18 protein-coding genes and 2 tRNA genes are annotated in these 16,608 nt (G+C 66.7%); 2 read left to right on the top strand and 18 right to left on the bottom strand.

What is annotated here, in order from left to right; genetic code table 11:
• Positions 1-122: 122 nt before the first annotated feature.
• Genes NG698_RS09945 through NG698_RS09925 form a run of 5 tightly spaced genes read right to left on the bottom strand, consistent with a single transcriptional unit; the run spans position 123 to position 4,318 of the window.
• A complete protein-coding gene (locus NG698_RS09945) occupies positions 123-1,148 on the bottom strand; it encodes a vWA domain-containing protein (protein ID WP_252609515.1) in 1,026 nt (341 codons plus the stop codon).
• Complete coding sequence (locus NG698_RS09940; protein ID WP_252599509.1) at positions 1,145-2,173, bottom strand: vWA domain-containing protein; 1,029 nt, start codon at positions 2,171-2,173, stop codon at positions 1,145-1,147. Before NG698_RS09940 ends, NG698_RS09945 begins: the two co-directional genes overlap by 4 nt.
• Positions 2,164-2,634: a hypothetical protein gene (locus NG698_RS09935; protein ID WP_252599510.1), complete on the bottom strand. Its 471-nt coding sequence runs from the start codon at positions 2,632-2,634 to the stop codon at positions 2,164-2,166. The genes NG698_RS09940 and NG698_RS09935 overlap by 10 nt, the downstream gene beginning before the upstream one ends.
• Complete coding sequence (locus NG698_RS09930; RefSeq protein ID WP_445260434.1) at positions 2,624-3,274, bottom strand: DUF58 domain-containing protein; 651 nt, start codon at positions 3,272-3,274, stop codon at positions 2,624-2,626. The genes NG698_RS09935 and NG698_RS09930 overlap by 11 nt, the downstream gene beginning before the upstream one ends.
• A gap of 36 nt (positions 3,275-3,310) precedes the next feature.
• Entirely contained in the window at positions 3,311-4,318 is a 1,008-nt protein-coding gene (locus NG698_RS09925) for an AAA family ATPase (protein ID WP_141140814.1), read from the bottom strand.
• A gap of 155 nt (positions 4,319-4,473) precedes the next feature.
• On the opposite strand from NG698_RS09925, the gene NG698_RS09920 reads away from it, so the two are divergent.
• On the top strand, positions 4,474-4,677 hold the full coding sequence (locus NG698_RS09920) for a hypothetical protein (protein ID WP_056341538.1): 204 nt from the start codon (positions 4,474-4,476) through the stop codon (positions 4,675-4,677).
• Positions 4,678-4,708: 31 nt separating this feature from the next.
• On the opposite strand, the gene NG698_RS09915 is transcribed toward NG698_RS09920, so the two are convergent.
• The 7 genes from NG698_RS09915 to NG698_RS09885 form a co-directional block, all read right to left on the bottom strand.
• On the bottom strand, positions 4,709-5,593 hold the full coding sequence (locus tag NG698_RS09915) for a carbohydrate ABC transporter permease (RefSeq protein ID WP_374210090.1): 885 nt from the start codon (positions 5,591-5,593) through the stop codon (positions 4,709-4,711).
• Positions 5,590-6,414 carry a carbohydrate ABC transporter permease gene (locus NG698_RS09910; protein WP_252609513.1) on the bottom strand — a complete coding sequence of 275 codons (825 nt, stop codon included), beginning with the start codon at positions 6,412-6,414 and terminating at the stop codon, positions 5,590-5,592. The genes NG698_RS09915 and NG698_RS09910 overlap by 4 nt, the downstream gene beginning before the upstream one ends.
• Before the next feature lie 96 nt (positions 6,415-6,510).
• Positions 6,511-7,863 carry an extracellular solute-binding protein gene (locus NG698_RS09905; protein ID WP_252609511.1) on the bottom strand — a complete coding sequence of 451 codons (1,353 nt, stop codon included), beginning with the start codon at positions 7,861-7,863 and terminating at the stop codon, positions 6,511-6,513.
• A 108-nt stretch (positions 7,864-7,971) separates the two neighbouring features.
• Positions 7,972-9,174: an ROK family transcriptional regulator gene (locus NG698_RS09900; RefSeq protein WP_252609509.1), complete on the bottom strand. Its 1,203-nt coding sequence runs from the start codon at positions 9,172-9,174 to the stop codon at positions 7,972-7,974.
• 183 nt (positions 9,175-9,357) lie between these two features.
• Positions 9,358-10,518: a class I SAM-dependent methyltransferase gene (locus NG698_RS09895; RefSeq protein WP_252599515.1), complete on the bottom strand. Its 1,161-nt coding sequence runs from the start codon at positions 10,516-10,518 to the stop codon at positions 9,358-9,360.
• Between the two features lie 17 nt (positions 10,519-10,535).
• A complete protein-coding gene (locus tag NG698_RS09890) occupies positions 10,536-11,615 on the bottom strand; it encodes an FAD-dependent oxidoreductase (protein WP_252599516.1) in 1,080 nt (359 codons plus the stop codon).
• 18 nt (positions 11,616-11,633) lie between these two features.
• The gene (locus NG698_RS09885) at positions 11,634-11,987 is read right to left on the bottom strand and encodes a zinc ribbon domain-containing protein YjdM (protein WP_252599517.1); all 354 of its coding nucleotides are present in this window, start codon (positions 11,985-11,987) and stop codon (positions 11,634-11,636) included.
• Positions 11,988-12,071: 84 nt separating this feature from the next.
• Between NG698_RS09885 and NG698_RS09880 the strand changes: the two genes are divergently transcribed.
• The gene (locus NG698_RS09880) at positions 12,072-13,391 is read left to right on the top strand and encodes an SAM-dependent methyltransferase (RefSeq protein WP_252609501.1); all 1,320 of its coding nucleotides are present in this window, start codon (positions 12,072-12,074) and stop codon (positions 13,389-13,391) included.
• Between the two features lie 103 nt (positions 13,392-13,494).
• On the opposite strand, the gene NG698_RS09875 is transcribed toward NG698_RS09880, so the two are convergent.
• The 6 genes from NG698_RS09875 to NG698_RS09850 all read right to left on the bottom strand — a co-directional run bounded on the left by NG698_RS09875 (position 13,495) and on the right by NG698_RS09850 (position 16,541).
• Positions 13,495-13,570: transfer RNA gene (locus NG698_RS09875), tRNA-Ala, on the bottom strand.
• 142 nt (positions 13,571-13,712) lie between these two features.
• Positions 13,713-13,785, bottom strand: a tRNA-Ala gene (locus tag NG698_RS09870).
• A 100-nt stretch (positions 13,786-13,885) separates the two neighbouring features.
• Positions 13,886-14,287 carry a ribosome silencing factor gene (gene rsfS / locus NG698_RS09865; protein ID WP_058932218.1) on the bottom strand — a complete coding sequence of 134 codons (402 nt, stop codon included), beginning with the start codon at positions 14,285-14,287 and terminating at the stop codon, positions 13,886-13,888.
• 47 nt (positions 14,288-14,334) lie between these two features.
• Positions 14,335-15,633 carry a hypothetical protein gene (locus NG698_RS09860; RefSeq protein WP_252609499.1) on the bottom strand — a complete coding sequence of 433 codons (1,299 nt, stop codon included), beginning with the start codon at positions 15,631-15,633 and terminating at the stop codon, positions 14,335-14,337.
• A 7-nt stretch (positions 15,634-15,640) separates the two neighbouring features.
• A complete protein-coding gene (gene nadD / locus NG698_RS09855) occupies positions 15,641-16,372 on the bottom strand; it encodes a nicotinate-nucleotide adenylyltransferase (RefSeq protein WP_256470950.1) in 732 nt (243 codons plus the stop codon).
• Complete coding sequence (locus tag NG698_RS09850; protein WP_252599520.1) at positions 16,311-16,541, bottom strand: hypothetical protein; 231 nt, start codon at positions 16,539-16,541, stop codon at positions 16,311-16,313. Before NG698_RS09850 ends, nadD begins: the two co-directional genes overlap by 62 nt.
• Positions 16,542-16,608: the final 67 nt, after the last annotated feature.

Genomic DNA, 16,608 nt, shown 5'->3' with positions numbered 1-16,608 from the left:
CGGTTCCTGGGGTGCCGGTTCCGGGGGTGCCGGCGTGGGCGTTGGCGTTGGCGTTGGCGTTGGCGTTGGCGTTGGCGTTGGCGTTGGCGTTGGCGTTGGCGTTGGCGTTGGCGTTGGCCGCATCATGTTCGAACTCCCGCTCCGGGCCGGAGCTGCCGCCATTGGCGCAGCACCAGGAAAGTTTCGCGGAGAGCCAGCAGGAACACTCCAGCGGCGAGGAGCCAGTACAGCTCGGTCCGGCCGGCAACGCCGCCATCCGCCGGTGCCCATTGGAAGTCCCCGGGATCAGCGGCCTGCATCATCGGCGCCACCGGGTCACCGGCCGAACGGTGGACATAGGGCACCCCCAGCTGACCGGCAATCCCTTGCAGGCGGCCTTCGTCGATGACCGATAGAGCATCCTTGCCGGTTCCGGACGACCGGTCCTGGATGTAGCCTGCGCCGGCGTCCTGCCCCGAACCCTGACCCGTGTTTTCCTTCATCCGGCCGCCGTCCGCCGTGCCGTAGCCGAGCACCGCGCCGCCGTCCACCAGGCCGCCGGCGAGCCTGATCGCCGCCGGCGCCTTGGCGCTGGTCTGTTCCCCGTCGCCCAGGTAGTAGACCAGGCACGCCCGTTCGGGATGGCTGTCCCGCGCGGCGCGCAGCCGCTCCGCCAGCAAGGTTCCGGCAGCGGTGACGCTGCTGCCCTTCGAAAATGCCGTGACCTGCGGATGCAGGACGGACACGCTGGCGTCCAGGGCGGTGGCGTCGGTGGTGAGGGGCATCCGGACAATGGCGTTGCTGTCGAACGTCAGGAGCGAAAAGCGGGGCCCGGCCAGTTCACCCGCGATGGCCATGATGTCCTGCCGCACCCCGTCCAGCCGGGGCGAGCCGTCGCCGTAGTCTTCGGCAGCGATGCTGCTGCTGGTGTCCACCACAAAGAAAACGTTGACATCCGCCGCCGCGGCCTGGGAGCTTCCGCCGGGAACACCCGGCCGGAGCGCCGCGGCCAGGAGCAGCAGCACCAGGGCGCTCCTGAACAGCCAGTCGCGGCGTGTACCGGCAGACTGCACCCGCGACGCTTGGACGAGACGCCAGACCAGAAACAGCACGGTCGCGGCGATGAGCGGGACCATAACCCACCAGGGAAGGATCGGTTGCAGTGTCATGGCCGGAGCCTCCACGACGCGCCCGCCAGTACCAGGCCGGACAGGAGTGCCAGCGTGAGCGGCAGCTCAGGCCGGTCCGAGACCACGGCCCGGGGTGCTCCCTTCATGGCCGTGGCTTCGGTTTCCTGCGCGGAATGGACGAGGTCCGCCACAGCCTCCGGGCTGTCCAGTTGGTGGTACGCCCCACCGCTGGCTTCGGCCGCTGTGCGCAACCTGGCTCCGGGCTGGCCGGGGCCGGGTCCGTAGTCAAAGTCGCCGGGGTTCAGGGCGTAAACACGCACATCGCGCTCCTTGGCCAGGGCGGCCGCCTGTTCCAGGGTGAAGATGGGATCGCCGGACAGGTAGTTGTCCGTTGCCAGGACGATGGACCGCGAGCGCCGCTGACCGGCTTCAGGGGTGCCGGTCTCCGCTCTGCGGGCATCCGCGGCGCCGGTGTACGGGAACCCGTTGACGCAGGATGCCAGGCCGTCGCCGATCAGTGACGATCCGCGGCCGTTCCAGGTGCCGTCCAGGAACCCCGCGCTGCCGGGGCTTCCCTCGAACGCGTTTTGGGCCAGCTGGAGTTGTTCCTGGACATACCCATAGTCGTCGGTGAGGGGGAAGACCTGGACGGCGCTGCTGTCGAAGACGGTGAGGCCGATCCGTTCGCCGTCGAACTCCTTCGCCAGTTCGGCAAACACCTGCACCACGGCCGCGTCGGCGCTGCTCATGGAGCCCGACGTGTCCAGGCACAGCATGATGTCCCGGTTGCGTTGCTCCGGCTGGATGGTGGTCAGTTCCACCGGACGCGCCGCCGCGGCCACCGCGGAGACCAGCAAGGTTGTGGCTGCGAGAGCGGCTACGGCCAGCCATCGGCGGTGCCGGCGGAGGGCCGCCTGGTATTCGGGCAGCGCGGTGAGGCGGTCCGCATTGGCCACCGGCCGCCGTCGAGCGTTTGCGTGGCGGTCCGGGCGGTAGGCGCGCCATCCTGCCAGGGCCGCGATGACCAGCGCCGGAGGGATCAGCCACCAGAACATCAGTTCCATTGCCGCACCGCCTGGCGGGCAGTCGCGGCCGATTGCGTGACCGGCGGCAGCGGTTCCAGGCCGAACTCGCCCGGGTAGATCTTGCGGACAACCTCGGCCACTGGGGGCAGCGGGTGCCCGTGCAGCTCCGCAAGGGTCATCCTGGGGGCGTCAATGCCGGTGACGTCGCGGGCGAACCGGCGGACCAGCAGGCTAAGTTCCTGGTGCGCCTCCCGTGCGGTCAGCAGCCCGGCGGCGGCGTCTGCCGTGACGGCGTCGATCCTTTGCAGGTAGGCCTCCTTGAGGCCCGCAAGGTCCGACGGCGGCGCGAACCGGGGCGCCTGCTCCGGCACCTTCGGTTCGCGCGTGCTCAGGAAAACGAACGCGTACCAGCCCAGGACCGCTGCCAGTAGGGCGAGCCCTGTCCACAGCCACGCCTGGCTGTACTGGAGGGGTCCGTAGATGCCCGGGTCAGCCTGCACGCCGGTGCCTTTCCAGGAGGGCGAAGAGTTCCGTCATGACCGCACTGCTGCCGGTCACGTGGCCTTGGGTAATGCCGGCGCGGCGGAGCATGGCCTGCCGGGCGGCGTCCCGTTCCCCTGTTGCCTTGGCATAGGCCGCCGCGACTGCCGGGGAGGCTGCCAGGTGTGCTGGCAGCATCGACGAGTCTGCCACGCTGAAGGCGTCCTGGCCGGTGTTTCCTTCCCCGGCCAAGTCAGCGTCCCGGATGGTGAGCCAGAGGACCTCATGCTGGGCACGGAGGCGGCGGAGCAGCTGTTCCGTGTCGGGGCCGGCGGCATGTTCGTCGGACACCACAAACAGCAGGAACCGGCCCTTGACGTTGCGGGCCACGTACTCCAGCTGGTCCTCGATCCTGCTGGGGCCAGAGTCCAGGGAGGTGGATGAGTCAACCTCGCGCAGGAGCCGTTCCAGATGCGGCTCACCGGCTTTGGCCGGGATGGAGCGTGTCCCGTTGCGGTCGCCGCAGACCAGGCCCACTACGTCGCCATGCCGGTGCGCCAGGTAGCCCACCACGCCGAATGCCATCACGGCGATGTCCTTTTTGGTTTCGCCGTCGCGGGACTCTGCGGCCATGCCTCGGCCTGTATCGGCAATCAGCAGGACGGTCCGCGCTGCAGGAGACTGGTCACTGCTGGCTCAGGGAGTCTGGACAGAGGCCACGACCGCGTCGATGATCGTCTCCACCGGCACCTGCTCGGCGACGGCGTCGAACCCCAGGATGAGGCGGTGCCGGAGCACACGGTGGGCGAGGGACTTCACGTCCTCCGGGATCACGTGGTCCCGGCCGTTGAGAAGTGCCACTGCCCGGGCGGCCTGGCTGAAGGCAATGCTGGCGCGCGGGCTGGCGCCGAACTCGATGAAGCCGGCGAGCCGCTGGTCGATGTACTGCCCGGCGTTCCGGGTGACGAACACCAGGCCCACGATGTAGTTGATGACGGCCGGGTCGATATAGATCCGCTTCACGAGAGCCTGGACGCCGATGACGGCGTCCAGTGAGGCGGCGGCCGCCGGCTTCTGCTCGGCGCTGAAGACCCCGGCGTCGATCCGGCGGATGATTTCCGTTTCCTCGGCCGGCGTGGGGTAGTCCAGCACGTCCTTGAGCATAAAGCGGTCCATCTGCGCCTCCGGCAGCTGGTACGTGCCTTCCTGCTCGATGGGGTTCTGCGTGGCCAGCACCATAAACGGGGACGGCAGCCGGTACTCCTCTCCCCCGATGGAGGTCTGCCGCTCCTGCATGGCCTCCAGCATGGCGCTTTGGGTCTTGGCGCTGGAGCGGTTGATCTCATCAAGCAGGACGATGTTGGCGTGCACCGGCCCCAGCTGCGTGATGAAGGTGCCCTTGGCGGCGTCGTAGATCTGCGTGCCCACGATGTCGCTGGGGAGCAGGTCCGGCGTGCACTGTATCCGGCGGAACTCTGCGCTGACTGCTTCGGCCACGGTCTGGGCGGCGGTGGTCTTCGCCAGGCCCGGAACGCTTTCCAGCAGGATGTGCCCACCGGTCATCAGGCCCACCAGCAGGGATTCACGCAGCCGTGCCTGGCCCACCACTTTGGCATCGAAGCTGCGGGAAATGTTCGCCACTACCTGCTGTGCACGGGCCAGTTCCGCCGGTTCGATTCGTGCGGGCGCACTGGTTTGAAGCAATGGATTTCCCCCTGATGGCTGGTGGTCTACGGATGTTAGCCCGGGTGTGCTGCCGTGCGGCTGCACTCCGTCCGCCATCCTATCCAAGACACCTCCCGGTGCGGCCGCAATGGAGACCCCTCCCCATCGCGGCTCTGCAGGTCTATTCTTTTGCCATGAGTGAGCTTCCAGCCAGTTACAAAGAGTTTCTCGCCGACAAGAGCGAGCGGTTCATCCTTGCCGTCAAGCCTGTTCTGCAGCAGTCCGCTGCCGACAAATCCCATGGTGTCCGGGTTACCTACAACGCGGGTCCCACCGGCCACCAGGCCCACCTCGATGACAGCATCCCCTTCGGCGTGGTGGTGGAGGACATCGACTGAGGTTCCGGCCGGCTTCGCAAGCCGCGCAGCACTAGCCCTTGACCGCACCCGAGAGCGCGAAGGAACTCCCCGCGCCCCTGGCCACGATGACATAGAGAGCCAGCACCGGGACTGAATACAGGATGGAAAAGGCGGCCAGCTGGCCGTACGCCACTGCGCCGTGCTGTCCGAAGAAGCTGAAGATCGACACCGCCGCTGGCTGCCGGGCTTCGGACAGGAGCAGCACGAACGGGACGAAGAAGTTCCCCCAGGCCTGGATGAACACAAAAATGAACACCACACCCAGTCCCTGCCGCATCAGGGGCAGGAGGATGGTCCGCAGCGCCGTCAAACCTGACGCACCGTCCACCCAGGCTGCTTCCTCCAGCGACACCGGAACCGCGTCCATGAAGTTCTTGGTCATCCAGACGGCCATGGGCAACGTGGTGGTGGCCATAAAAAAGATCGTGGCGGGCATCGAATCCAGCAGTTGAAGCTGCACAAACAACCCGTACACCGGCACCATGATGGCCGTGATGGGAAGGCAGGTTCCAAACAGGATGGTGTACATAAACGGCTTGTTGAACCTGGACTGGTATCGGGACAGCGGGTAGGCAGCCAGGACGGCTGCCACGAGGTTCACGGCGGCCGTGCCGGCGGACAGCACGATGCTGTTCCAAAGCGGCTGGAACAGCAGCCCCGGTGTCATGATGGCGGCAAAGTTTTCCAGGGAGACCCTACCGGGGAGCCTTGTCTCATGCCCGGCGGAGGCATCAAGGGACGCAAACACCAGCCAGAGCAGCGGCAGGACAAAGCAGGCACCGATCAGGATGAGGGAAACGTCCGCCGGCATCCGGGCACGCTGCTGGGCGCGGGAAACTGCGCCAGTCCCGGACCGGAGCTGCCCCCGTGCGGAGGTCCCCGCCGTCGTCGTCATGGTTTGGTCTCCCGCAGGAGCCGGACGTAGGCGGCACCGAACACCACGCCAATGAGGATGAGCACCGAGGCCACCGCCGTGCCGTAGCCGATGTCGCCGAACTTGAAGGCCTCCAGGTACGCCAGCACCGGCAGCGTGGTGCTGGCGTTGGCAGGACCGCCCGCTGTCATCACCCAGATGAGGGTGAACACCGCCAGCGTCTGCAGAGTGATGAGCATGAGGTTGGTGGCGATGCTGCCGCGGATCATGGGGATGGTGATGAAGGCCAGCCGCTGCCAGCCCCCGGCACCGTCCATCAGCGCGGCCTCCGTGACCTCACCGGGGATGTCATTGAGCGCGGCGCGGTAGACGAGCATGGAGAACGCCGTGCCACGCCAGATGTTGGCAAGCAGAATGGCGACCATCGGGAACGAATACAGCCAGTCGGTCTGCCCTAGCCCCAGCCCGCCCAGCAGCTGGTTCAGGGTCCCGTCGCGGCTGAAATACGCATAGGCGGCGAAGGCGGCCACGATCTCGGGCAGCACCCACGCAGCCACCACCGCAGTACCGACGACGGCGGCCACCGTCCGGCGGGCCCGCCGCATCAGCACCGCGAGGGTGAGCCCCAGCAGGTTCTGGCCCAGGATAGCAGAGCCGCCCACGAACAGGACAGTCAGGCCCAGCGAGAGCGGCAGCATGGGGTCCGACAGGAGCCTGGCGTAGTTGTCGAACCCGATCCAACCGGGACTGCGGGCATTGCGGCCGGTCAGGGCTGCATTGGTGAATGACGCGTGGAAGGCCCACAGCACGGGACCGGCCAAAAACACCAGCAGCAGAACCACTGCCGGGAGTACGGGGAGCAGCCGTGCCTGACGCCGGAGTCCGGGGCGACGCCGCCGGTTGCCAGACCGGTCACTCCTGAGGGAAACCGCCACAGGCTATTGGGCGACGGTCTTGGCCTCACCCACGATGCCCTTCACCGCCGCGTCATAGTCGGCGGCCGCCTGCTCCGGGGATTTCGCCCCGGTAATCACAGCTTCCGTGGCCTCCTGGACGGCCGCGGAGATCCGCGGGTAGTCGGCCGTGGCTGGCCGGTAGTGCGTGACGGCCACAAGCTCGGACACGTCCTTCACAAACGGGTTGGCCGCCTGGTAGCCGGCGTCGGCGGCGACGTCCTTCCGCACGGCGATCTGGGAGCTGGCGATGTTGAAGGCCAGGGAATTCTTCTGGTTCAGGGCCGTGGCGAGGAACTCAAACGCGAGGTCTGGGTTTTTGGTCTCCGCCCCTACCGCCAGGGTCCAGCCGCCGGACATGCTGACACCGCCGGGTGCCTGACCGTTCTGGGTGGGGAACGCCGTCACGCCCATGTCCTGCCCGTACCCGGCCCATTCGTAGCTGCCGCCCTTCTGCCAGAAGGACGGCGTATAGGAACCCTCAACAGTGGCGCCCATCTTGCCCTGCGGCAGCCACTCGCCGAAGACCTTCTTCCACACATTCGCGTCGAGGGCCTCCGCCGGGGAGACGGCCAGTTTTTCGTCGTAGAGGGTCTTGAGGAACCCCAACGAGTCGGTGAACCCGGGGGAACCGACCACCCATTTCTTGGCGTCGGCGTCGTAGAGTTCGGAGTCCGTTCCGTAGAGCAGCTCATAGAAGCTTTGCATCACGGTGCCTTCACCGGAGGCCTTGCCGGCGTACATGTTGAACGGCACCACGCTGGGATCGCTGGCCTTGATTTTCCGGGCGGTGTCCAGGACGTCCTGCCATGTGCGGGGCTCCCACGGGACGCTGACGCCTGCGGCGGTGAGCACCTTCTTGTTGTACCAGATAGCTCGCGTGTCGGTGCCCAGCGGGACCGCGTACGTGCCGCCGTCGTCCCCAAGGCCGGCGGCCTTGGCGCCAGCATCGAAGGTATCCCAGTCCTTCCACCCCTCAAGGTGGCTGTCCAGTTTCAGGAGGTACCCGGCGTCGACGTCGGAACGCACCTTGAAGGTGTCCTCATAGAAGACATCCGGGGCGGTGGAGGGCGAACGGAGAGCGAGGGCAAGCTTGGTGCCGTAGTCGTCGTCGTTCGCCTGGATGGGCTCCAGAGCCACCGTGACGCCCTGGTTGGCGGCCTCAAACTCCTGTTTGGCCGCCTGGAAGAGCGTGTCCAGGGCAGTGAAGGAATCGGTCTTTTGGTAGACCACCTTCAGCGTTTTGGTCTCCGCTTCGGGGGCGGCGGGGGAACATGCCGTCAGCACAAAGGCTGCGGCGGCAATGAGTGACGTGATTCCAAGGGCCTGACGACGCATGATGCTCCATTTCGGTCAATGGCTGCCGTCCCCTGTGTCTGCGGGCCCCCAGCCGCGGCGATATCCACATGCTAGATGGGGCTCCTGCCACTGGCAAGGAGCCCCGGTTCAGACTTCCAGGAGAAGCCGCTGCGCCCGGGGCGCCAGTGTATGCTCCAGGACAAGGCAGGCAGCTCCAACGGCGCCCACGTCCTCACCGACGCCCGTGCCGACAACCTCGATGGTGTGGATCAGGCGCGCCGCGCTGTTGGCGTCCACCAGCGCCGGGATCTTCTCCAGGTAGCGGTCAGCGATCCGGCTCCAGAAGGGCCCGCCGAACACAACCCGCTCCACATCCAGCGTGTTGGCGACCACGGAGACGGCCCGGGCCACCAGCACGGCTGACTTGTCGATGATCGCCAGGGCCTTGGCATCGCCGGCATCGGCAAGGTCGCACAGCTGGGAGAAGCTCTGCTGCACTTCGGCTCCGCTGGTGTGCTTGCCGGAGCCGTCCAGGATGCCGGCGGCAACGGCCTCCGCCACGAGCACCTGCGGGATGGCTGAGGACTTAACGCAGCCGCGCAGTCCGCAGTCGCAGACCGGGCCATCGGGGTCCACCACTATGTGGCCGATCTCGCCGGCGTTTCCTGATGTTCCACGGACCACCTCATCGTTGAGGACGATGCCGCAGCCGATACCCGTGCCCATGTACATAAAGATGAAAGTGCCCGAGCCGCTGGGCCCGCCGGCCCATGTCTCGGCGACGGCGGCGCTGGTGACGTCCTTATCCACCAGGACGGAATAGCCGGTGGCTTTGGCCAGGGCGTCCCGAAGTTCCACGCGGTCCCAGCCCGGCAGCAGCGGCGGGTCCACCACGGTGCCGTTGTCCAGGTCGATGGGTCCCGGAGCGGCCAGGCCCAGGCCGGCGATCCGGCTGGTGTCCACGCCGGACTCGGCAACGAGGTGCTCGATCTCGGTGGCCATGGTGGATATAACGGCTGCAGGATCACTCCCGCCGGGTGTCCTAATCCGTGAATGCTGTACAACGGCGCCCACAAGATCGAGGACCACGAACGTGGTGACGGCGGGGTCCAGGTGGACGCCGATGGCATACATTCCGCCCGGGTTGAGGCGAAGCATGGTGCGCGGTTTGCCGGGGCCGCTGCCTTCTTTGCCCGCTTCGACGATCAGGTGCTGGTCCAGCAGGCGGCGGGAGATGTTGGAGATGGTCTGCGGCGAGAGGCCCACAATCTGGGCGAGCTCCACGCGGCTGAGCCCCCCGGATGACCGGCGGATGGCATCCAGGATGACCGTGAGGTTGAAGTCCCCCATGCGCGGAAGATTAGTCCCGCGCCGTGGCGCCGAGGACTGGCGGATTTCTGGCACGGTCTCCCCTAGGTTTTCGGCCGCGTATTCATGATTATGTCTGAATGGTACGTTACCTCCTGATCAACGCCCAGAGCCGGAGGTGAGGCCGCGCCGCGGCCGGGGCGCCACCTTGCCGTGCTGGCACGCCTATGGCCGCCGGGTGCTGACCGCCACCGTGAACTTTGGATTGCCGCCCCTCACAGTGGTGGGACCCACCAGCCGCTCCAGCGCCGGGAGGTACTGCAAGTGCCGGTTGAACACCGTCCACAGCTCACCGCCCGGCGCCAGGACCCTGGCCGCCGCCTCGAACAGTTTAATGCCCGCCCCGGCATGCACACTGGCGCCCAGGTGGAAGGGCGGATTCAGCAGGATCAGGTCGGCGCTTCCGGCCGGGAGGGTGCTCATGGCGTCATCCTGGAGGGCGGTAATCCGCTCCTCGAGGCCGTTGGCCTGCGCCGTGGCCCGGGCGGACGCGACGGCGGCGGCAGACCGGTCCGTGGCCGTGACCCTTGAGGCCGGGTTCTGGCGGGCGTACATGGCGGCGAGGATGCCGGTGCCACAGCCCAGATCGATGGCGTGCCCGGCTTCAGGCATCTCCGGCAGGAAGGTCAGGAGGAACCTGGTCCCGATGTCCAGTTTCGCTCCAGCAAAGACGGCACCGTGCGCAGCAACGTCCAGGTCCAGCTCGGCAAGGCGTTCGACGGCGGGACTCCACTCGTGCGTCTCAGTTTGCCGGGCGCCGCGGGCCAGGATGATCCGGGACTTCTGCCGCGCCAGCTGCGGCTGGACCGTCTCGAAGTGGCGTTCCAGGACCGCGTTCATTCCCAGGGACATGTGTTTGATCCGCCCGCCGGCGAGCAGCACCACGTCAGGGGCGGCATAACGCGCCACGGCGGCTGCGATTTCTTCAAGCTCCGCCAGCGTCCGCGGCAGTTGAAGCAGCACCAACTCCGCGCCGGACAGCAGCTCCTCCCCCAGCGGCAATTGTTCGAACCCGGTGGCGTCAATGGCTCCGGGATCCGCCGCTGCGAGCCCCACAGCCGCAGCGTTGTTCCGCAGGGCGCGCTCCCCAGTGATGAGATCCTCATGCACACGGACCCGGCTGACCCCCAGCGTGCCCAGCGCACCGAGGGTGAGAGCACCGTAGCGGTCGCCGATCACTGCCAGCCGGGTACCCGGTTCCGTGCGCGCTGCGGCGGCTTCGAGCAGCTGCCGGTCCGTGGCGTCCCAGGCCTGGAGGTTCGGGGCTTCGACATCCGGGTGGCGCCGGAGCGTGCCGAAGATGTCCTCAAGAGTGTTCTGTGCCACTGGTTCCTGCCGTCTGGTCATGTACTGGTTGTTGATGCGGTTGGTGCAAGCGCGGGCAGTTTGAGGATGGCGGTGACGGCCGCCCGGCCCGCCCTGTTGGCGCCGATGGTGGACGACGACGGCCCGTACCCCACCAGATGGACGCGCGGTTCAGCTGCCACCTGGGTCCCTTCCATGGCGATGCCGCCGCCGGGTCCCCGGAGATGCAGCGGCGCCAGATGCTCGAGCTCGGCACGGAATCCGGTGGCCCACAGAATGACGTCGGCACGGAGCAGGCTCCCGACGGCGAGCCGGACGCCGTCGGGCTCTATCGCGGTGAACATGGGGCGACGGTCCAGCGCACCCCGTTGCGCTGCCGCCCTCAGCGCCGGGGTCCAGATGAGGCCGGTCACGGCCACCACGCTTTGCGGCGGCAGGCCCTGCCGCACGCGCTCCTCCACGAGGGCGACGGCGTTGTGGCCGGCCTGGGCGTCGAACGCGGCGTCACGCCAGTCGGGTTCCCGCCGGGTGAACCAGCTGGTGCTGGTCACCTGCGAGACCTCCTCCAGAAGCCCGACGGCGGAAATGCCGCCTCCCACGACGATGACGTGCAGGCCGCGGAACTCCTCGGCGGAGACGTAATCGGCCACGTGCAGTTGCCGGCCCCGGAACGTGGCCCGGCCCGGGTAGATGGGCCAGAACGGCCGGGTCCACGTACCGGTTGCGTTGATGACCGCCTTCGCTGACCAGTCGCCGCTGTCGGTGCTGATCCGCAGGCGCCCCGCCGGATCGGCGTCTTCCCTAGCGACCGAGGTGATCTTGACCGGGCGCAGGACCTCAATTCCGAGGTCCCGCTCGTAGCCGGCGAAGTACCGGCTCAGGAACTCCGAGCTGGGTTCCGTGGGATCCACGTCAGGCTTCGCGATGCCGGGAAGGTCACTGATGCCGTTGACCGTCGCCATGACCAGGCTTTTCCAGCGGTGGCGCCAGGCGCCGCCCGGGCCTTCCTCGGCGTCGAGGACCTTGTATTCAACCCCTCGGCGCTGCAGGTGGTAGGCGGCGGAGAGTCCCGCCTGGCCCGCGCCGATGACCACAACGTCGGTGGTTCCGTAGTCCATGTCCCTGACCGGTTCCGGCTAGACCTTCTTCACCACGGAGGATTTGAGCTGCATCGGCCCCACGCCGTCCACCTTGCAGTCGATGTCGTGATCGCCCACACCGTCCATCAGCCGGATCCCGCGGACTTTGGTGCCAACCTTGATGACACCGGAGCTGCCCTTGATTTTCAGGTCCTTGGTCACCGTGACCGTGTCGCCGTCGGCGAGGATGTTGCCCACTGCATCCTTGATGACCCTCGGCCCGGCCTCTGCCGTGGCCTCCGCCGCCTGGGCGGACCACTCGTGGCCGCATTCCGGGCAGACCAGTAGCGCACCCATCTCGTAGGTGTAGGCGCTGGAGCATTCGGGGCACGGTGGCAACGTCTCATTCACTCCCCCATGATAATCGCGCCACTGCGCTGACAGGTGCGCGCCGGCGTCGTACTGTTGGGCCTAGGCGGACGAAAGGCGAGGACCATGAAAACAGAAAAAGGGGCAGCGTCGCTGCTGGCGAACGCACTGGGCATCGTCCTGGGGACGACGGAGATACCGCTGAGGGTGCGGGCGTGGGACGGGTCCGAGGCGGGGCCACCCGAGGCCCCGGTCCTCGAATTCAGGTCACGCCGCGCCCTGCGCCGGATCCTGTGGTCGCCGGGGCAGCTCGGGCTCAGCCGCGCCTATGTCGCCGGGGACATCGCTGCCCCCGGCGACATCTTTGCAGCCTTCACGGCGCTCAGCTCGGTGGGCAAGTTTTCCGAACCCGGCCCCTTCCGGCCCCCGACTCCGCGTGAACTGGCCACGCTGGTCAGCACGGCGGTCCGGCTGGGCGCGCTGGGCCCCAACCCTGCTCCGCCGCCGGAGGAGGCCAAGGTCATGCGGAAGGGCCGGCGCCACACCCGGAAGCGCGACGCCGCGGCCATCTCGCACCATTACGACGTCGGCAACGACTTTTACGCCCTCGTGCTGGGACCCTCAATGGTCTACTCGTGCGCTGTGTGGGCGGATGGACCAGACGGCGGCGGCACCCCTGCCGAACGGGGCCTTCCGGCAGGACTGGATGACGCGCAGAAGGCCAAGCTGGATCTCGTCTGCCGGAAGCTTGGGCTGAAGCCCGGGATGAGGGTACTGGACGTGGGGTGCGGCTGGGGCAGCTTCGCGTTGCACGCGGCGCAGCATTACGGCGTCTCGGTGGTGGGCGTGACGCTCTCCACCGAACAGGCCGTGCTGGCGCGCAAACGTGCGGCCGACGCCGGCCTGACCGAAAACATCGACATCCGGGTCCAGGATTACCGGGATATCGCCGACGGGCCGTTCGACGCCATCAGCTCCATCGGCATGTCCGAACACGTGGGCCGGGAACAGACACCCAACTATGTCGACGTGCTCCACGGCTTGCTCCGTCCCGGCGGCCGGCTGCTCAACCACGCCATCTCCTGGAACGCCGGCCCCATCAAGCCCGACCCGGATTCGTTCATTCCGCGCTATGTCTTTCCGGACGGCGAGATGATCAGCCTGGGCGAGATGGTCAGCGCACTGGAGACCGGCGGGTTCGAGGTCTTGGACGTGGAGGCCCTGCGCCAGCACTATGCGCTGACCCTGCGGGCGTGGGTGCGCAGGCTCGAAGAGAACTGGGACGAAGCCGTCCGGCTCACCAGCCTGGGCCGGGCGCGGGTGTGGCGGCTCTACATGGCCTCAAGTGCCCTGGGCTTTGAAACCGGGATCACGGGCGTCAACCAGGTCCTGGTCCAGCGTGCCGGCGGGGACGGGCCGCCGCTGCGCCGGAGTGATTGGATCTAAGCACTCACTACTGGGCGCCCAGTTCTCCGGGCTCCCTGCTTGGGAGACAAAAAATGAGCCACCCGACCGGGTGGCTCATTTTTTTACGGACCTGCGTCCTGTTTGGTGGAGCTGAGGGGACTCGAACCCCTGACCCCCTGCATGCCATGCAGGTGCGCTACCAGCTGCGCCACAGCCCCAAACTTGTGCTTCTCCGCGGTTCAGACCGCCCGAAGCAACCTGATCAGCTTAATAGAAATCTGCGCGCTGCGCCAATCGGGAGGCGCATTTTCCTGCAACAAAAAATCCGCCGGAATCTTTCGATTCCGGCGGATTATCCGGTGGAGCTGAGGGGACTCGAACCCCTGACCCCCTGCATGCCATGCAGGTGCGCTACCAGCTGCGCCACAGCCCCGGACCTTCGTTACTCCGCGGTCTCCCCGGAGCAACTCAAATATCTTAGACCAGCTTTTCCGAAAATTCCAAATCGGGCATATTCGGGCCGGCAAGGCCTGCTATTCGGAGTCGGAGGCCGCCGTCGCCTTGGCTGACGTGTCCTCGCCCAGCTGCAGGTCAACCACTGGGCAGTCCTTCCACAGGCGCTCCAGGGCGTAGAAAACGCGGTCCTCTTCATGCTGGACGTGGATGACGATGTCCGAGTAATCCAGCAGTACCCAGCGCCCGCCGGAGCGGCCTTCGCGGCGTACCGGACGGAGGTCCTGCTTGGAAAGTTCTTCTTCGATGCCGTCAACGATGGCGTTGACCTGGCGCTCGCTCGGCGCGGATGCGATGAGGAAGACGTCCGCCAGTGCCAGCCGTTCGCTGACATCGAGGGCCACAATGTCGTGGGCAATCTTGTCCGCGGCTGCCTTGGCGGCTTGGCGGGCAATGGCGATGGATGAATCTGTTGCAGTCATGGGACTCCTTGTAGTTTTCTAAAGCTTTGTAAAAGGGCGTTGCCTGGTCAGCTGGAGATGCCGCTGACGATGAGGATAACGCCGGAAATAAGGGCCACGATCCCAAAAGCCAGGACGAGGACCTGCATAAGCCTGAGCCGCTTCGCACGGGCCAGGCCGGCCGTTGCCGCATCCAGCGGCTCCAGCCCATGCGCTGACCGTGCCGGGATGCGCGGCAGGTCATCGAACAGATCGCCCGTCTCCCCCACTGGCGTAGAGGCCGTGATGGGCTGGACGGGGACGACGCGCTTCGGTGCCGCGGCGGCCCTGGCAGCAGCTTCCGCACGGGCGATCACCCGGGAACGGCCCGACGCGGCCGCCTGCGCAGAACCCGCGGCCGGCTCTTTGGACGTAGTGGACGGCCTGCGGCCCTTGCCGCCTGGCCGGACCTTTGGTCCGGCCTGGGTCGCCAGCGGCACGTAGGAGGTCGCCGGGGGTTTCATCACAGGACGGTCGACGCCGGGTACCTGCACGAATTCCAGCGGCGTGACCATGGCCAGGTTGTCGGCGGTGGCCGGGCCCGTCTGGGGAACGGATTGCGTGGCCGCGGCCTGCGGATTGGGAGCCTGCGTGGGTACTGATACTGGCTGGGCAGTGGCGGCCTGCTCGGCCAGCTTCCGCTTGGCCATCGCCCGGCGGTTAAGCACCGCCGCGCGCTCGGCCAAGGCGATCTGTTCCGCAAGGATGTCCGGATCCACTGCTTCGGGGTCCAGCGAGGCGATGTGTTCCATCTTGGCCAGCTGGTTCTTGGCCTGCTCGGCAATAAGCGCGCGGGCTGCGAGTGCCTGCTCCACGCTCATGCCAGCCGGAACACCTGCACCGTTCGCCGGCGCGGCGGGCCCGGCCATATCGGCGGATACAGCGGTGTCGTGACCTGGCCTCGTTGGGGCTGTCTTCGCTTGACCCAGCTTGGCTTGGCCTGGCTTAGGTTGGCTCGGCGCGGGTTGGCTTGGCAAAGGCTGCCCCATGGGAGCGGGAATGATGGGATTGGCCGAGGTGACGGCCTGTTCCTTCAGTTGCTGGAGCCGCAACTGCCTGCGCGTGGGAGGGCCTCCTGCGGAAAGCTGGCCCTCTTTCTCCTCGAGTTCTTTGATGGCACGCAGCGCCGCGCGGTCGCGGGCCCGGATCTGCGAGGACCGCTGCGCTTGGGACTGCTCGGGGACGGAATCCACCGGGGCGTCAGCCGCGCGCCGTTGTTTTGAGGCAGGCGAAACCTGGCCCGGGCCGTTGGACCCGGGAGCCGTGTTCTCATCTCTGGCCTGCCGCAGTTCGCGGCGGCTGCGGACGGGGGGCTTTTCCTGACTCATTGAGGACTCATTCAGTACTGGCTGGCTCGTCTGTTTCGGTAGTTCGGACGTCCTGGGGATCTGATCCCTCGGCGTACAGACCATATTTGGCGATGTATTGGACCACTCCGTCCGGCACGAGGTACCAGACGGGGTTGTTCCCGGCTACACGGACACGGCAGTCCGTGGACGAGATGGCCATGGCCGGCACCTCGAGGAGGCTGACGTCCTTGCGGCCCATGCCATCAAGCACATGTCCCGGCCGTGTCACACCGACAAAATGGGCCAGTGACCACAGCTCGTCGATGTCCTTCCAGGAAAGAATCTGCGCCAGTGCATCCGCACCGGTAATGAAGAACAGATCCGCATCCGGACGCTGGGTCCGGAGATCCCGCAAGGTATCAATGGTATACGTGCGACCGGGCCGGTCAATATCCACCCTGCTGACGGTGAAGCGGGGGTTCGATGCCGTGGCGATCACCGTCATGAGGTAGCGGTGCTCAGGCTCACTGACCTGCTTGTGCGACTTTTGCCACGGCTGCCCGGTGGGGACAAAGACCACTTCATCCAGGCTGAACTTGGCGGCCACTTCGCTGGCTGCAACAAGGTGGCCGTGGTGGATGGGATCAAACGTCCCGCCCATCACGCCCAGCCGCAGCCGCCTTTGCGCACCATCACGGTGCAGAACACGGGAAATTTCAGTGGCCTTGGCCGTGGTCGTGCTTGTTGGGGTGCTGGCGGTGCGGATCGGCGTGCTCATCCGTTACGGTGTGCCGGTTGCCCAGGTTCGAGTAGGAGAGCGTAACGAACATCATCACCAGCAGGATGGCGAAAATGGATGCGCCGAACACCCACGGCTCAGCCCAGATCGGAGCGGGTGCGTGTTCTCCGCCTTCGGCAACGGTCATGGCGATCTGCTGGAGCAGCATTTTCTCCCCTAGGGTTCAAGGATGTGGCAGCGGATTGTCCCGCCGTTCCGGACTTCTGTCTATATTA

The organism is Pseudarthrobacter raffinosi, from assembly GCF_023913735.1.
Taxonomy (GTDB): domain Bacteria; phylum Actinomycetota; class Actinomycetes; order Actinomycetales; family Micrococcaceae; genus Arthrobacter; species Arthrobacter raffinosi.
This window is presented reverse-complemented; position numbering and strand designations above follow the sequence as displayed.

Excerpts from the sequence above, each read along its gene's own strand:
- NG698_RS09945 (WP_252609515.1), bottom strand. The coding sequence starts at position 1,148 with ATGACACTGCAACCGATCCTTCCCTGGTGGGTTATGGTCCCGCTCATC.
- NG698_RS09940 (WP_252599509.1), bottom strand. The coding sequence starts at position 2,173 with ATGGAACTGATGTTCTGGTGGCTGATCCCTCCGGCGCTGGTCATCGCG.
- NG698_RS09920 (WP_056341538.1), top strand. The coding sequence starts at position 4,474 with ATGAGTGAGCTTCCAGCCAGTTACAAAGAGTTTCTCGCCGACAAGAGC.
- NG698_RS09915 (WP_374210090.1), bottom strand. The coding sequence starts at position 5,593 with ATGACGACGACGGCGGGGACCTCCGCACGGGGGCAGCTCCGGTCCGGG.
- NG698_RS09905 (WP_252609511.1), bottom strand. The coding sequence starts at position 7,863 with ATGCGTCGTCAGGCCCTTGGAATCACGTCACTCATTGCCGCCGCAGCC.
- NG698_RS09900 (WP_252609509.1), bottom strand. The coding sequence starts at position 9,174 with ATGGGGGACTTCAACCTCACGGTCATCCTGGATGCCATCCGCCGGTCA.
- NG698_RS09890 (WP_252599516.1), bottom strand. The coding sequence starts at position 11,615 with ATGGACTACGGAACCACCGACGTTGTGGTCATCGGCGCGGGCCAGGCG.
- NG698_RS09880 (WP_252609501.1), top strand. The coding sequence starts at position 12,072 with ATGAAAACAGAAAAAGGGGCAGCGTCGCTGCTGGCGAACGCACTGGGC.
- rsfS (WP_058932218.1), bottom strand. The coding sequence starts at position 14,287 with ATGACTGCAACAGATTCATCCATCGCCATTGCCCGCCAAGCCGCCAAG.
- NG698_RS09860 (WP_252609499.1), bottom strand. The coding sequence starts at position 15,633 with ATGAGTCAGGAAAAGCCCCCCGTCCGCAGCCGCCGCGAACTGCGGCAG.
- nadD (WP_256470950.1), bottom strand. The coding sequence starts at position 16,372 with ATGAGCACGCCGATCCGCACCGCCAGCACCCCAACAAGCACGACCACG.
- NG698_RS09850 (WP_252599520.1), bottom strand. The coding sequence starts at position 16,541 with ATGCTGCTCCAGCAGATCGCCATGACCGTTGCCGAAGGCGGAGAACAC.